A 14,992-nucleotide genomic window follows, 5' to 3' on the forward strand; every position below is an offset into this window, starting at 1 on the left:
CCGCCCGGCATGAGCCCCTTTGCTGATTGGCGCTGGACCGTCAGGCGCAAGATATCCAGTCTCGTGCTCGTTCTTTTGCTGCTCGCTTGCCATTTGGCTTTCGACGGGCCGCTGTCGCGACTGCGCGAACGCACGTACGACTTCTACCAGTTTCTCGCCCCACGCCAGGCGACGAGCAATCCTGTCGTGATCGTCTCGATAGACGACGCCAGCCTTAGGGCACATGGGCGCTGGCCCTGGAACCGTGGCCTCTTGGCCGATCTGGTCTATGGCATCACCGAATCCGGCGCGGCGGTGGTCGGGCTTGCGCTGGTACTCCCTGAGGCCGACACCTCGCCTGAGGGCATCGCCGGAGACAAGCGCCTGGCAGCGGCGCTGGCCAAAAATCGAACGGCGCTTGCCGTCAGCCTTGGCACTGAGGCGACGGTTTCAGAAGCAGAACCCAAAGCCGGCTGGTCGATCGTCGGGCAAGTACCCGATACACTTCCCGGCTTCACCGGCCTGACCGGCTCGCTTGCCGAATTCTCGAATGCCGCCGCGGGCCTCGGCGTGATTCGCACCTTGCCCGATCCCGACGGTGTACTGCGCCATGTGCCGCTGCTCTGGCTTCGCAACACCGCTCACGGCGTGCAGCTGTGGCCGTCCTTCGCACTCGAGCTCCTGCGCCTTAACGCCGGACAGGACGGTTACATAGCCCGGATGAATGCAGCCGGGTTCGACGCACTCAAGATGGCCGGCGCCATTGTGCCGCTCGAGCCGGAGGGGAGCATGCGTCTCTGGGAAACCGCCACCGATACGCCCCGCGTGTCTGCCAGCACTATCCTTTCGGGCCACGGCGATCCGCGGCTGCGGGACGCTATCGCCATCGTCGAGCTGTCGGCTGTGGGACTGACGCAGTACGTGCCCACGCCGACGCGTCCGGCGCGACCAGGCGCGGACATCCACGCCGATGCGATCGGCCAGATGCTTGCCGGGCGCTACCTGGCTGAGCCAACGCACGCGCGTATGGTCGAGCGGCTCTGGTTTCTCCTCAGTGCCGTCGTTTTCATCGGGCTTTCCGGAGCGCTCGCCGGACGTGTCGTGCTTGGCGCTCTCGCCGTGGCGCTGCTAGCCGTCACGCCGTTCGTGTTCGGCGCTCTCGAATACAGCTTGCAGGGTGCGCTATATGACCCGCTGCAGCCGGCGCTTGCAACGATCATGGTTGCGGGCTTCGAAGGCTATACCCTCTACAGGCGCAGCGAGCAGCGCCGGTCTACCCTGACCCGACAGTTCTCCCAATATCTGTCGCCCTCCGTCGTGCAGCGCCTCGCAAGCTCGGACACCGAGGCAATCCTGTCCGGCGAGAAGCGCGAGATCACAATTTTGATAAGCGACATACGCGGCTTCACGACGATGAGCGAACAGCTCGACACCCAAGAAATCGCCAAGGTGGTCAACCATTTCCTCGGCATTGCGACCGATGAGATCCTCAAGCGCGACGGCACCATCGACAAGTTCATGGGCGATGCGGTGCTGGCCTTCTGGAACGCACCGCTTGATCAACCCGATCACCGCGAGCGTGGGCTCGAGGCGGGCCTTGCCCTGATCGAGCGGGTGAAGCGCGAAAACGCCGCCTTCACCTCGGATGGCTATCGCTCCATCGCGATCGGCGTCGCCATCGAGACCGGCATCTGCTCGGTAGGCAATTTCGGCTCCGAACGGCGCTTCGATTACACCGCGATCGGCTCCCCGGTGAACCGCGCGGCACGGCTCGAATCGACGACCAAGAAGCTGGGCATCCCCTTGGTGCTTGGACCCGGCTTTGCAGCGGGAGCATCGATGCCGGTCGTCCAGGCGGGCGCCTTTGAGCTCCAAGGTTTCAAGGGCGAGGTGCCGGTTTTCACCGTTCCGGAGATGCAGATTGCTCACCAAGGTATGAGCCGCGAATTAGAGAGCCAACATGGTGAGCAATCTGGCGCTCCTGCCGTGGTGATTGGTTCGCCGCCATCCGTTCAAATAGCACCGCCCGATGTTGCACCCCGAACCCGAAGCACACGCTGACTGGATCCGGCGGATCGCAGGGATGCCGACCTGCATTGTGAATTAAAACTAACACCGCTGGGAGGCCTGAGGCGAGGAGGATGCCAAGTGCTGAAACGGTCAGTCGTCATCACCATCGACAATGACGCCCTCCTTAAATGTGGGTCGTTGAAACGCAGTGCGTCGGTGGAGCGAAAAGGCTAAAAAGGCAAAACATCATGGTTGTAGCAGACATGCGGTACGCGGCGACTGCATGCTGGAGCCGAGTACTCGCTTAAAGGGCGGGACAGGCCCTCCGGGCGCCTCAGTTCTGCTGAGGGCGTTTGATCGCGGCAGCTATGGCCAACAGCCGCACGCAAAAGCGGACCGTCGGCCCCAGGCCAAGCATTTTCCACTTTGAGGCGAAATAATTCTCAACTATGGTTCGCCAGGCTTAAGGCAGGGGGATTGCCGATGGTTTTGTCACGCAGGGGTGTCGTGCTCGGCGGCCTGGCGGCGGTCGCGGTCGGTGCGACGGGCAATATTGTTCAAGCTGCGACGGGAAAATCCTTTTTCGCCGGTATCGCGAGTGACAACAATTTTGTCTATCGCAAGACCAACTTCGCCAAGATCGACAAGAGATGGCATCGCCAGATTGTCAAGTATTTCAGCAGCGAGACGGTCGGCACCGTCGTGGTCGATACCCGCCACCACTTCCTCTACCTCATCATGGAAAATAAGACCGCCATCCGCTACGGCGTCGGTGTCGGCAAGGAGGGCTTCAAATGGTACGGCCGCGCCACGATCGACCGCCGCGCGCTGTGGCCGCAATGGGTCCCGCCGCCCGAAATGCTTAAGCGCAGGCCGGAACTGCCGCCCATGGTCGCAGGCGGCGCGCCCAACAATCCGCTCGGGCCGCGCGCGCTCTATCTGTACCGCGACGGCGCCGACATCGGCTACCGCCTGCATGGCACGCTGGAACCATGGAGCATCGGCACCGACGCTTCCAGCGGCTGCATTCGCATGTTCCCGGAAGACATCATCGACCTCTACCAGCGGTGCCCGATCGGAACCGCCGTGGAGGTCCTGCCGCACATCGCCGATCAGGCGCCCGCTTCCACCACTGTCGAATGATTGGCGCCTCATGAACCGCATGATTGAAAACACGCGCCGGCTGCTCGCCATGGGCCTGCTGGTGCTGGCCGCATCCTGCTCGACAAGCAACACGCTGGCCCCCACGCCCGACGTCACCAACGCCGAGATTGCCGGCTTCCAGAACGTGCAGCCAGGCAGCGAGGAGGATTTTATCCTCAATGTCGGCCGCCGCACCTACTTCACGCAAGGTTCGGCCGCGCTCGATTCTGTCGCCAAGGCGACCCTCGACACCCAGATCGCCTGGTTGGCAAAGCATCCACGCTGGCTGCTCAAGCTGCAGGGTTTCGCCGACGATCCCGGCGCAAGTGAAACGGCGCTGTCGCAGCAGCGCGCTGATGCGGTGATGGGCTACCTCGCCGCCGGCGGCATAGACCGCAACCGCATATGGGCCAAGGGCTACGGCAAGGACAGGCTCGTCCGCGACTGCCCCGACGCAGCCTGCAGGTCGCAGAACCGCCGCGTTGTGTCTAATTTGCGCGATGAGAGGGACGAGTCGTAGGGGCTTGTCACCTATGGATGTCAGACAGCTAGGAAGGCCTGTGCCCAGGTGATATGCGGATGTCGCGTTGGGGTGAACGGCCGCTTTTGACGATTCACGCCTTAAAGCTGCCGGACGGCAATGCGCCCAATTGCAGTCGTTCGGCCTTATAATAGTCTTTCCCAAAAGTGGACACGCAGGAGCAGTTCCTGCCATTCACATTGACTGCGTGCGCTCATTCGAGCGAGTGCTGTACCAAATCTGATCGGTGGCGCCTGTAGCGAATTAGATGAAAAGTTTCCTGGCCTGCGACAGGCCGCTGACGGTCCTGCTCGAAACACTGGCGATGGAAGGTGCGGTGTTTCGGCGGCATCCCCAGCGCACCTTGAAGTGGGATAATCCTTCGCAGATCGCCTTTGCTACGGGGATACCAATCTCGGATCGCGAAAGGTCTGCGAACCAGACCCGCTGCCCACAAACTTCTTCGACTTCATCCAGCAGGTCGTCGACGTTTCCGGTGCCGGCGTTCTCCAGCCCAGCGGCCGGCTCGCCGATGGCGAAACGGAAGTTGCGCACGTCGGCGAAACGCTTCCAGCGACTCACCCGGCAGTCGGCATCGCTCGCCGTTGCATTCCAACGTCGTTCAGCTCGTTCGACATGGGCCTGCATGGTAGCCTCGGATTGTACCAATTCCAGAAACGCGGCCCTGGCGGCATTCACCATATGGAAGCCGGCTCCGAAGCCAACAGCCATGCGCTCGCCGCTGTCTTCGCAGCTGATCGCCACGACCACCATGGCCGTCCGGAAGGACGATATGTCCAGAAGCCAGAGCCTTCGTCCGGTGTCGCGGCGATGCTGCCGGATATGAGACGTCAGGCCTTGGTCATCAAGCTGCTCGACGTCCAGCCGCCTTCTCAAAGAGCCTCGATGCCACCAGATTCCGGTGGCGTCTCGCTCCACGAGTTCAAGCAAGGCGCGAGTCCTTGCATCGGCCCGCGTTGTGCCTGCCGCGCAGCCATTGGAGTCGACGTTCAAGCTGGCGTCGCAATATGCGACATCGCCTAAGCGTCCGTAGCAAAGAAATGCAGGACAGAGCGCTGTCGTGTCATCATGGAAGCTTTTAACGTGCACCCATAGCCTAGGATTGCCCAGATGATCCGCCGAAGGAATTGTATCCCAACCGTGCCACGCTCTGTTGAGCCGGGCGCGATTGTTGATCTGCTCCTGCGAGAAGCCCAGCACATGAACCGCATCGATCGTCATCCTATCGACTGGACAGGCAATGTGCGCTGACGCCGTGACATCGTCGGCTTTGCAGGCCCAACTGGAAATCTCCGCAGCCTCTCCAAGGCATGCCAACACGGCCCTGCCGGCATCGAAGCCTTTGCCGCTTGCTGTAACTCGTTCCTCACTGCCTTCGAAGGGAGCAATATTGGACATTGCCAGGACCCCGCCTGGAACATCGAACACTTCAACGCCAATGTCGTAGCGGGTAGCGAAGCGCAAAAGCGGCAGGCCATTGCCAGGCGCGGCAACAAGGTTGGCAGCCAGGTTCGCCAAGACATCAAGATCATGGGGACTCGACGGGCCGCCCTCGGCAATGCCGTTCTGGATCAGCGCCATCAACTGGTCGCGCCGCAGCAGCGAAGCGAGCTTTCTCCAATGCGGCCCTTGCAACAGCAACTTGGCTTTTCCAATATTTTAGCGTCTGCTGTTTACGTTGGGCAAGCGGTCGCCACCCATCGACCGGAACGAGGCGATAGCCGGCGGAGTTGACCATTTCTACAGACGGTCTGGCGATTAGGCTAATCGGCGGCTTCGAGCTTCGCAAGGGCGCGGAGACCCTCTCCTTGGGTAAGCGGAAGGCCTGCGCTATCCTCGCCTATCTCATGCTGAGCGGCAGGTCACGCGAGACCCGCGGGCGACTGGCGGCATTGCTTTGGAGCGAACAGGACGAGGAACATGCGCGCGGATCGCTGCGCCAGTGTATTAAGGATCTCAGACGCCTGGCAAGCGAAACCAGGCTCAACTTCCTGACAGTGGACAAACTCGTCCTTGGGATTGATCCGACCTCGATACGCTCAGACATAGATGAGCTTGAGCGGGCGCTTGACGACCGCAATTATGACCGTGCCCTGCTGTTGTTGGGCAAAGCCAGAGATGGCCTCTGCGCCGGGTTGGACGATTGCGATCCTGTCTTCGACAATTGGTTGAGAATGCAGTCAACCATGATGACCGACAGGCTGGTCACACGGCTCGCGGCCTGGCTGGCGGCCGAGACGGACCCGAGACAGCGCAAATCCATCGCGGCGTGTATTCTGCAACTCGATCCGTTTTTTGATGATGCCGTAGTGGAGACCATCCGACGCGTCTGTCAGGAAAGCGGCTACGCCCGAGCCCGGGCCTTCTTCGAGCGCTATGCGGCCGAACTGAAAGCGGACATGGATTTGCGCCCCCCAGGCGAGATACTGCGCCTTGTGGAGGCTCTGAAACCCGGCAAGGGCGATGAGAAGCAGGCAACTGGTCCCGGCCTTGGGCGGAGCGATCACGATAGCCGCATCCCTGGAAAGCCGATGATCGCAATCATCATTGCCAGGCGCGAAGCGGAAAACGAACATCTGCAATTTGCCTTGGCGACAGAGCTTCTGGCTTCGATCTCTCGCTTCAGGCATTGGACAGCTCTGTCGACGGAGTTGCAAACCAGCCGGATCTCGTTTGACGACGTGCGCGTGGCCGCGGGCGAAAACGTGGATATCGGGGTGCTCATCCGCTTGATCGACGCGGACGTCCCAGCCGTGTTCGAGATCACCTGCTATGACTTCCTGCAAGGCGGGGAAGCCTTCAGGCTGACTGTTCCTTCTGATCCGTCGTCCTGGCGCTCGGCCTTCAACGAGGTGTGCGCGCGTTTTTCCGCGCGTCTTCAGATCGCGTTGTCCAGTGCCAGGCTGCACCGGATATCGCCGACCTCACAAAACCATTTTTCAGCCTATGATTGCTGGCTGGACGGTCAGCGCCTTTCGATCATGTGGCGCAAGGATACTGAAGAGGCTGCCATCGCCCGCTACGAGGAAGCCATCCGGCTAGATCCCGATCTGTCCTGCGCCTATTCCAGCCTTGCGGCGGTGCTCAACTCGCGCTGGATCGTTGTTCCCGGAGCGCCTTCAATCGAACAGGACCTCACGCGCGCATTCGAATTGGCCAAGCGTTCGGTCTTGCTCGACCCATTCGACCACCGCAATCAGGTAAATCTGGCCTGGAGCCACCTTCTGGGCCGGCGTTGGGATCTTGCGGATTTCCACTTCAGCCTGGCGCATGAGCAGAATGCCGGCAATCCCGCGACGCTGATCGCCTATGCACTAGCCAGCTCGTTCATGGGACATCACGAGCGGGCGCTTGAGCTTTCGAAGCGATGTTTCGAACTCAACCCGGTGCCTGATGCGCACTATCATGGCTATCAGGCGACCATTGCCTTTTTGGCAGACGATCTTGAGGGGTGCGTGGACGCCGCGGCCAAGTGCGACCAACTGTTCGCCGACATCCATGGCTGGTCGGCAGCAGCCCTCGCGCTGCTGAAACGCAATCGCGAGGCAGGGGACGAGTTCAGGCGTTTCCTGCGCAACCTTTCGGCGGCATGGCAGGGCCAAGGCAGGCCCGATCGCGCGCTCGCTGTCGATTGGTTCAGTACCGCCTTTCCCATTCGCCACCCGGCCGACCAGGTGAAGCTGGCACGCGGTATCGAACTGGCAGCGCAGTCGGGCTGAAGCAACAATCCTGCGTTACGCCCCTCAGGATTCTACTTGCAGCGCGACATGACATAGTCGCCAAGGCGACAGTGATAAGCACGCAAACGGTTTTGCTTGATCTGGTCGGGCGGGCCGGCGTTCGGATCGATCTTGTAATGATCGGGAAATGTGTAGTCCTCACCGGGTCCATCCGCCGGCGCAATGGTAGCGATCGTTTGCTCGACGTCGCCGGTGAAGGGAAAGGCGATGTTCGCGATCAGGTCTTCGTCGAAGTATGGTTTGATGGTGATCTCCTCCCAGGTTTTGTCCCTGGGGGTCATGAACCCACGCATCAGGTCCTTCATCGCCTTCTGATCTCCATTTCTGAAGATCGCTTGTTTGGCCGGATCCTTGATCAGGTCCCGGATGAATTCGCCAAGCGCCTCGAACTGCACATCTTTGAACTTCACCATGTCCACTTCCCCCGTTAAACCAGATTAAAAGCTGTAGCGCTGCAGCTATCAGCGCTACTGAAAACCCTGTCTGTTGATCAGGCCGCCAAGCACTTCGTCCGGCACCTTCGCAGTATCATTGAGATCGAGCAGTCCTGCCAGTGTTTTCGGCTCAACGTCCGGAATGAGCCTGCCAGAAGAGAGATCCGTGTCGGCGGCCTTGAACAGTGCGGATGCGATCGTAGCGGCCACAATATAGGAGCCAACCGGGCCAAGATGGCTGCCGTCATTGCCAAGAACGGACGCCTCCTGGATGATGTAGTAGGAGAGAGGCGTTCGGCTCAGGAACTCCGGGTAACGTTGCAGGGCGCCCTGAAGGCGGCCGGCATTGTAGACGTAGCGCTCGGCACAAGCCGCCGTGGGCAGCATGTCATTGCCCGTGAGGACCGGCACATCGATGCTGTTGTCACCCAGGGCGCTCTTTACCGCACCGGCCACGTCCTGACCTGATGGCAAGCCCAGATCATAACAGCGCCAGCAATCCATGAAGGCGACAGGCCGGACTGTGCCGTTCAATTCCGAACTCAGGCCGGCAATCGTCAGTTCCTTTGACAGGAATGGTCCAATGCGCCGGGCACTTTGAGCGTTCGATGGGGTTTGCGACGAGGCAAACCGGGTCCAGTCGACGATCCAGTTCTCCGGTATCGGAATCTCCCCATCCGGGCGCAGGCTGGAGAAGGACAGCATTCTGCGCAAATTGGCTGGGTCTTCGACCGACCTGTCGTTCACGACATAGAATTGCCGCACCATGGCGTGGGCAAAGCGCGACGCCCCGAAGGTGAATTCCAACGGCAGCGCATTGAACGTCTCAAGTGCCGAGACTCCCGTGCCTTGAAAATCATCGCTGGCGAAAAAATGATCCCATATGTTGGGAGCTAGTATCTTTCTCAGATAGTCGTTGATTATCACGGTACGATAAACCGAGGTCAGGTAGACCCTGGCACGCCTGTAAGCCTCAGCTGGATCGGAAGTGCCGCTGCCAAGCAGCAGATCCACAATCCTGTTGTGGATGCACATCAGGGTGCAGAGCAGTTGCGAAAGGACAAGGTTGTCGTCGTTTCGTGGGTCAGCCACCAGGGGCCGATAGGGCGACCGCCGGCCCTCGACACTGATGAATTTGCCCGACATGTCGATGCGCGGCAAATCGCGGCCCGGCACCGTCTTGCGATCGACCGGGAGCATGCTGTCCTTCATGCAAGGCAAGCCGATGGGAAACCGGCAGGCCGTCAGATTCGGTCCGTAGGTAACATCGTAGAGATGGGCGTCGACGATGGGCCCCCTTCCATAGAGCCCCGAAAGATCCAGACCTTGCGAGGACGCGTTCTTCAAATGATGGGTTTTGCCTGTCGGCTTGGGCAACCCGAATATCTGGCTGAAGACGATGTCGTGGAACACGAACTGGCCGAAATAGGTAAAGCCTGCCGGTGTCGGGCTGAGATCACCGTCCTCGAGGCCATCGCTGGGGCCAACCATTTCCGTCGTGATGTCCAACAAAGCCGCTTTGGTGCGGTCGATGACGCCCTCGTGTTCGGTTGCCGCAAACAAGGCGATCGGCATGTCGGCCAGGGACGGGAATAGCCTGATCCCTTCCAAGGTGGGCTTGTCGGTGAGCCCGTCATCTGAACTATGGTTTGACCTGTTCGGAAGGTTAGCGGCTTCGAAGGAGGACGTTTCGCCGTGGAGCATCGAAGTAAACCTCATTTTCCAGATGATGAATGCGGCCAGGCCAGTATCTTGGCATGAATTGCGGAGTAGAAACAGACTTGCCCGTCGTGTTGGGAATGGCGCCGCTCCAGAGTAGCCAACATTGGCGAAGCAATCATGGCAATGACGGATCGAGCTTTGGACCCGCCGAGACGGCGGCGAAAAGCACACAGGAGAGAATAACGCCCGCACCCAGAAAGCCGTCGGGAGAAAGCCGTTCACCGAGCAGGGCAGCGGCGGAAATAGCGGCGAATACGCCTTCTCCGCTGCAGATCACCGCAGCATGGGAGGATGTGGTGTAGCGCTGCGCGGAAGTCTGCAGGTAAAAGCCGACGGCGGTCGAGAACACGCCGAGCATGATAAGTTCGGGCCATGCTGACACAATTGCGGGCAACGTCATCGTGCCCTGCAGCGCGAAAGGCAGCGTGGCAACGGCCGTGCCCATGAACTGCGCGGCCGCTGTCGCGAAGGGATGGCCATGCGCCTGCACATGGCGCCCGAGCTCGACCGTCCACACCGCAAAGCAGATTGCGGTCAGGATCGCGAACGCGTCGCCAGCGGTTGCCGAACCATTGAAGCCGCCCGCCAGAAGAGCCGATCCCACGACCGTCAGAATTGCGACGAAAAGGATCAGTGCGCTTGGCCGCTCCCTCATGATCAGCCATGCGGCGATCGGCGTGATGACGGTGGAAGCGCTGATCAGGAGGCTCGAATTCGTCACCGTCGTGCTGACATAGGACAGTTGCTGGACCACGCAGCCGAGGGCGAAAAGCAGGACCACTCTCGTCACACTTGGAAGCCAGCCGGTGTTGGCCAAGGGCGCACGCTCCCGCACCGCGAACGGCAACGTCACCATTGCGGCGATCACGCTGGTCAGGAAAACAACCGCGATCGGATCGAGGTGGGCCAGTATGGTCTTGTGGAACACGTTGCCCACTCCCCAAATGACCGCGGCAAGCATCAGCAGGGAATTTGCCTTAAATCTGGACATGATTGATCGCATCGCCGCAACGGGCAATGGCTCCAAAAGTTTGTGATCGGGTTTGAAAGTGGTGACCAGGGTCAACCGACCTAGTCATCGTCGAGGTGAATGGTATTGCCCGGAGGGATGCGCCTGTTGCTGCCCGGCTCGTGAACTATCCGGGCCCGGCGCTCGATACATGTGATCTGCGCAAGACAGGGATGGTGGGCAGCAGGACAGGCCTTTGCGGTTCGTTGTGGTCGAAACTGACGCTGCGCTGGAGAAGCGGAAGTATAGCTTCCGGGGTTGCCGAAACCATTTGCGTGCATCGAGTTGACGAGTTCATGAAGCCAGCTTCGGACATGCTGTCGAAGACGCCCAGAAGTGGCGACCAGAAGCCCTTGAAATTCGCCAGGACCAGCGGCTTGCAGTGCCGTCCCAGTTTGCGAAGTGTCATGACCTCGGTCAGTTCCTCAACGGTGCCGATACCGCCCGGCAAGGCCACAAAGGCATCCGCATACTCGAACATGAGCTGCTTGCGGATGCTCATGTCGGGAACTGAAATCGTCTGGCATCCCGATGACAGCATCCTCATCCGCTCGACCAGGAACTGCGGAGTGATGGCGACTACGGTTCCACCCGCTTGTGCAGCGGCAATGGCAACCTGGCCCATCAGGCCGTCACAGCCTCCCCCATAGACCAGGCGAATGCCGGCCGCGGCAATTGCCTCGCCAAGGATGGTGGCGCAGCGGGCGTGGTCGGGATCGTTGCCAAGCATGGCGCCGCCGAAAACGCAGATCGTGCCGATGCGTCGCTGCGAGGGATAGGAGCGGGCGATCTGTTCGGCGGTATCGTCGGATGATGATCCAAACACGGTGTCTCTCCAGTTATGGTTGGGATTGCCAGGACGCATCAGCCCGCGGCGGGCTCGTGAGCTGCGTCAGGTTTGCTCGATCGAAACAAAAGCAGGTCAGCCCAGGACCAGAGCAGGTAACAAACGAGAAGGCTGGCTGGCATCGACCAGTGCTGCGGCTGACCGATCTGGGCCTTGAACAGCGAGGCAAGGAAGCCGGTTCCGGCAGCTATGATGGCCGGCAGCCGGCTGAGCAGGACCATGGTGCGAAACGGATCGGGTCCTGACGCCGGCAAATTCAGGATCTGAACGCCGGGGCGATGGAAAGCACTGCCGAATTTTCCGACGCAATGAAGCAGACCCGATGTCAACGCCAGCAACGGATGGCCAAGTTCAAACAGGGCCAGACCCAGGCAAACGGCGCCAACGCCGGACAGGAAGTCACCCAATCGGTTAAGCTTTTCCCTGGGTTTGAAACGTCCCTTCCAGGCGCGATGGTAGACTTCACCGCTGGCGAAGAAGATCGCCGTCGCCGAGGTCATTGCGATTGCCGCAAAATTGCCTGTCAGATAGTGGCTTATGGCGGCCGGCGCGCCTGCCCATGGAAGGTGGTTGAGATCGTAGGATACGAGCATCTGCGCCGTAATCCCCTGACAGAGGCCAATGAGGTTTCCGATGTTGTAGGCGCCACCTGGGCCGGACATTCGATCCGTCAATGCCGTGCGCAAAGCTGGCAGGTGGATCTGTGGGACGATCAAAGGAAATGCTCGATCACGAACCGAATGTTTGCCTGCAGTCGCGTTCAGCGACTTGTCGATGTTGAGCGTCATCTTGGCGTTCCTCCTTGATGCCGCATGCTTTGCGATCCTCTGCGTGATCCAATCGTGAATTGCGCCACCATGCGTCCGAGGCGTTGGTTCACATTAGCGCCGCGCCAGATGACAATTGCCCCTTCGGCCCAGCGGACCGTCAGGCTTGTGATCCGCATCCATCGGCATGCGAAGCGCCGGGAGCAGGCCAACTTCAGTTCACAGTGAATTCACGCTGGATTGTCCAACACATCATCACTGCAAGGCCTTCCGACTTTCGTCAGAGCGGGCGGTCAAGCGGTTGACAATGAACCTCAACGCAAACGTAGAAGGAATTCGATCATGCTGAGCACCTTGACGAAAACACTCGCCGCGGCCTCGACAAGTGCCGTTCTGATGATCCCTCTGGTGGCACCCACTACAGCCTACGCCAACAGCACCACCGTGCCGCGCAAATGCATCAACGGCGTTTGCGGTTCGGTGAAATATTTTGGCGGCAAGGTGCGCATCTCGCTGTCCAGCAAACTCTCAAGGACCACCCATTTCAATTTCAAGACCAATCCTGGGGACCAGATCGAAGTCGGCAACGGCTATTCGTTCGACAGGGAGCCGGGCGACAGCGGCACATACAGTGCACAGGCCTGCGACCGCGGCGGCTTCGGCGCTCGGTCTACCTGCACCAAATGGGCAACCTTCGACTGGAACAGCGGCGCGCAGGAACAAGAAGAGGAACAGTGATAGATATTCCCCATTCAACCGCAAACCTGTCGTCGATAGAATCGTTCGCCATGTCAGTGCATTAGGCGACGGCAAACAGTGCATCCGGTTTTCAGAGTTTGCGGCATAGCCTGATCTTCCGGTTCCAATCCGGCGCACCTCGGGGGATCTGGGGTGCGCCTATTTGCAGCCGCATGAATCCGGCGTTTGACTGCGCCTTGTAAAGAACCCAAGCTTTCCAGATGTCTGAAGCGAGCCTGCCGCAGAAGGGCTGCTTGTACACGGAGTCTTTGTGCTTGGGCAGCTCGGGGCTGCTACGCTCAGCGTGAAAGAGTCGGTGGTGCGAGCAATGATTGGCGCACGGAACCGGCAGGCTCATGACCGGCATAGAGGGCACGTTGGCCGGCCAGGCAGCGGCGGGTGAAGCGGTTCGCGCGTGGCGAAAGCAGGATCGCTCAGTCGAAGAAAGCCGCATCCTCTTCGATGAGACTCCGGGCTGCCGCGGCGTCGATATCGAGGCCCAGCCCCGGCGCTTCCAGCAGGTCCACCAGGCTGTCCTTCACCATCTGCGACGGCAGGCCGATGACGATGTCTCCCACTAGGGGTCGGAGGCGCTCGACCATGCGTCGCGCGTCGAGCGGGTTGGTCCTAAACAGAAGACATCATGTGATGCCCGGCAAATTAGGCCGGAACATTTCGGCAGCATCTGAGATGCCAGGAGGTATCCTGCTACCGTGCCTCGAAGGTCTGCGATCGAACACTTACATAAGCAAGAGGCTAATCCATTCGAGCCTGAATCACCACTAACGCGGTCCAGATCGGCCTAATGGCGGCAGCACAACAGCCGGATGGCGGCCTTCGCGCAGCATCAGCCCGAGACTGTAGTCGACGGCCAGCTTCATCGCGCCGAGCGCCGTGCCGCCGTCTTCGAGCGAGCTGACGGCGATGCGTGTCGGCCAGGCAAGGTCCGCCGCGACGTGCCCGACGTTTTCCGTCATCAGCGGGTTCCTGCCGACGCCGCCGCCAAGCACGATCAGCCCGGGGTCGAGCATGCCGATGCAGCCGGCCGCCAGCCTGCCGATATCGGCGGCATGGCGCGCGACGGCCGCCGTAGCGGACGGCGAGCCTTCCAGTGCGCGCGCAAAAAGATCCTTGGCCGAATCGGGCGGCGCACCTTCCCTTTCCGGCCAGCCGTCACGGCAACGCTCGATCAGCGCCCGCGAGCCCAGATAGTGTTCGAGCCCTTCACGATAGGGCGTCTCGCTGGCCGACCACGGAAACGGCATGCGGCCGATTTCGCCGGCAGCACCGCCGGCGCCGCGAAACAAGCGCCCCTCGGTGATGAAGCCGAGGCCAACCCGCACGCCAACCTGCAGAAAGGCGAAGGTCTGGTGACCTTGCGCGGCGCCAAAGTGCATCTCGCCGATGGCCGCGCAATTGACGTTGTTTTCCAAGATGATCGGCACTTCGACACTGCGCCGCAGCCGGCCAAGCACGGCTGACGGCCCGCCGGGCCGGTCGAAACGATCGTTGGAGACGATGCGCGGCACAGCCACCGCAATGGCGCGTAGCGCACGAAAACTCTTAGCCACCTTGGCTATGGTGGCGCGCGCCACCGACAGCACGATGGCGCCGACCTCGTCTGCATCGCTGGCTATCGCTTCCGCAATCGGCTCTTCCGCCGAAGCCAGCTTTTCAGCATCCATCGAATAAGCGACCGCGCGCACCTGGGCGGCACCGACGTCGATGCCGATCGCGTAGCCGGCGCCCGGGCCGATGCCGTAGATGGTCGCCGTGCGGCCAATGGCGCCGCGTTCCAGCCCGCGCGAGGCGACGAGGCCGAGCGCGCTGAGCTCCGACACCGCCGCCGACATCGTCGGCTTCGACAGGTCAAGCATGGCGCCAAGTTTCGGCCGCGTCACCGGCCCGTGCGAGGCGAGCAGGCGCAGCACCGCGCGGGCGCTGTCGGTCAGATTGGGGATTTCCGCAGCCGCCATCTCAGCCGTTCGACCTTTGCCTGAAATCCTGTCTCCAGCCGGGCACAGCGCAATCGCTGCCCCGACTCGGAAAGCCGCATCCTGTC

General features: G+C 60.8%; 12 protein-coding genes and 1 pseudogene. 5 read left to right on the top strand and 8 right to left on the bottom strand.

Translation table 11 applies throughout. The annotated features are described in order from the left end of the window. Positions 1–9 precede the first annotated feature (9 nt). The 3 genes from ACVWWD_RS30720 (at position 10) to ACVWWD_RS30730 (ending at position 3,652) form a co-directional block, all read left to right on the top strand. Positions 10–2,040 (top strand): CHASE2 domain-containing protein, encoded by a 2,031-nt coding sequence (locus ACVWWD_RS30720; protein ID WP_457103705.1) that lies wholly within the window; start codon positions 10–12, stop codon positions 2,038–2,040. A gap of 432 nt (positions 2,041–2,472) precedes the next feature. Further along, positions 2,473–3,132: a L,D-transpeptidase gene (locus tag ACVWWD_RS30725; protein ID WP_352548273.1), complete on the top strand. Its 660-nt coding sequence runs from the start codon at positions 2,473–2,475 to the stop codon at positions 3,130–3,132. Between the two features lie 10 nt (positions 3,133–3,142). Continuing rightward, positions 3,143–3,652: an OmpA family protein gene (locus tag ACVWWD_RS30730; RefSeq protein WP_023785049.1), complete on the top strand. Its 510-nt coding sequence runs from the start codon at positions 3,143–3,145 to the stop codon at positions 3,650–3,652. A 264-nt stretch (positions 3,653–3,916) separates the two neighbouring features. Here ACVWWD_RS30730 and ACVWWD_RS30735 read toward each other — a convergent pair whose 3' ends face one another. After that, entirely contained in the window at positions 3,917–5,314 is a 1,398-nt protein-coding gene (locus tag ACVWWD_RS30735) for a YcaO-like family protein (RefSeq protein WP_352548276.1), read from the bottom strand. A 206-nt stretch (positions 5,315–5,520) separates the two neighbouring features. Here ACVWWD_RS30735 and ACVWWD_RS30740 point away from each other — a divergent pair, with 206 nt between their 5' ends. After that, entirely contained in the window at positions 5,521–7,392 is a 1,872-nt protein-coding gene (locus ACVWWD_RS30740) for a hypothetical protein (protein ID WP_457103706.1), read from the top strand. Positions 7,393–7,424: 32 nt separating this feature from the next. Here the strand turns inward: ACVWWD_RS30740 and ACVWWD_RS30745 are convergent, their stop codons facing one another. The 5 genes from ACVWWD_RS30745 to ACVWWD_RS30765 form a co-directional block, all read right to left on the bottom strand. After that, positions 7,425–7,826, bottom strand: coding sequence for a hypothetical protein (locus tag ACVWWD_RS30745; RefSeq protein ID WP_352548280.1), 402 nt, complete (start codon positions 7,824–7,826; stop codon positions 7,425–7,427). 54 nt (positions 7,827–7,880) lie between these two features. Next, the gene (locus ACVWWD_RS30750; protein ID WP_198030315.1) at positions 7,881–9,791 is read right to left on the bottom strand and encodes a peroxidase family protein; all 1,911 of its coding nucleotides are present in this window, start codon (positions 9,789–9,791) and stop codon (positions 7,881–7,883) included. Beyond that, the gene (locus ACVWWD_RS30755) at positions 9,685–10,635 is read right to left on the bottom strand and encodes a DMT family transporter (RefSeq protein ID WP_245276275.1); all 951 of its coding nucleotides are present in this window, start codon (positions 10,633–10,635) and stop codon (positions 9,685–9,687) included. The genes ACVWWD_RS30750 and ACVWWD_RS30755 overlap by 107 nt, the downstream gene beginning before the upstream one ends. 70 nt (positions 10,636–10,705) lie before the next feature. After that, positions 10,706–11,404, bottom strand: coding sequence for an LOG family protein (locus ACVWWD_RS30760; protein WP_352732670.1), 699 nt, complete (start codon positions 11,402–11,404; stop codon positions 10,706–10,708). A gap of 38 nt (positions 11,405–11,442) precedes the next feature. Continuing rightward, on the bottom strand, positions 11,443–12,213 hold the full coding sequence (locus ACVWWD_RS30765) for a hypothetical protein (protein WP_457103707.1): 771 nt from the start codon (positions 12,211–12,213) through the stop codon (positions 11,443–11,445). A gap of 321 nt (positions 12,214–12,534) precedes the next feature. Between ACVWWD_RS30765 and ACVWWD_RS30770 the strand changes: the two genes are divergently transcribed. After that, the gene (locus tag ACVWWD_RS30770; RefSeq protein ID WP_023785040.1) at positions 12,535–12,930 is read left to right on the top strand and encodes a hypothetical protein; all 396 of its coding nucleotides are present in this window, start codon (positions 12,535–12,537) and stop codon (positions 12,928–12,930) included. Between the two features lie 434 nt (positions 12,931–13,364). Here the strand turns inward: ACVWWD_RS30770 and ACVWWD_RS30775 are convergent. Together ACVWWD_RS30775 and ACVWWD_RS30780 are read right to left on the bottom strand one after the other, a co-directional pair. Then, positions 13,365–13,502: pseudogene (locus tag ACVWWD_RS30775) on the bottom strand (mandelate racemase/muconate lactonizing enzyme family protein); the annotation flags it as partial. Between the two features lie 210 nt (positions 13,503–13,712). Continuing rightward, complete coding sequence (locus ACVWWD_RS30780) at positions 13,713–14,906, bottom strand: ROK family transcriptional regulator (protein ID WP_352732663.1); 1,194 nt, start codon at positions 14,904–14,906, stop codon at positions 13,713–13,715. Positions 14,907–14,992 lie beyond the last annotated feature (86 nt).

The sequence above is a fragment of the Mesorhizobium sp. URHB0026 genome (assembly GCF_054059755.1).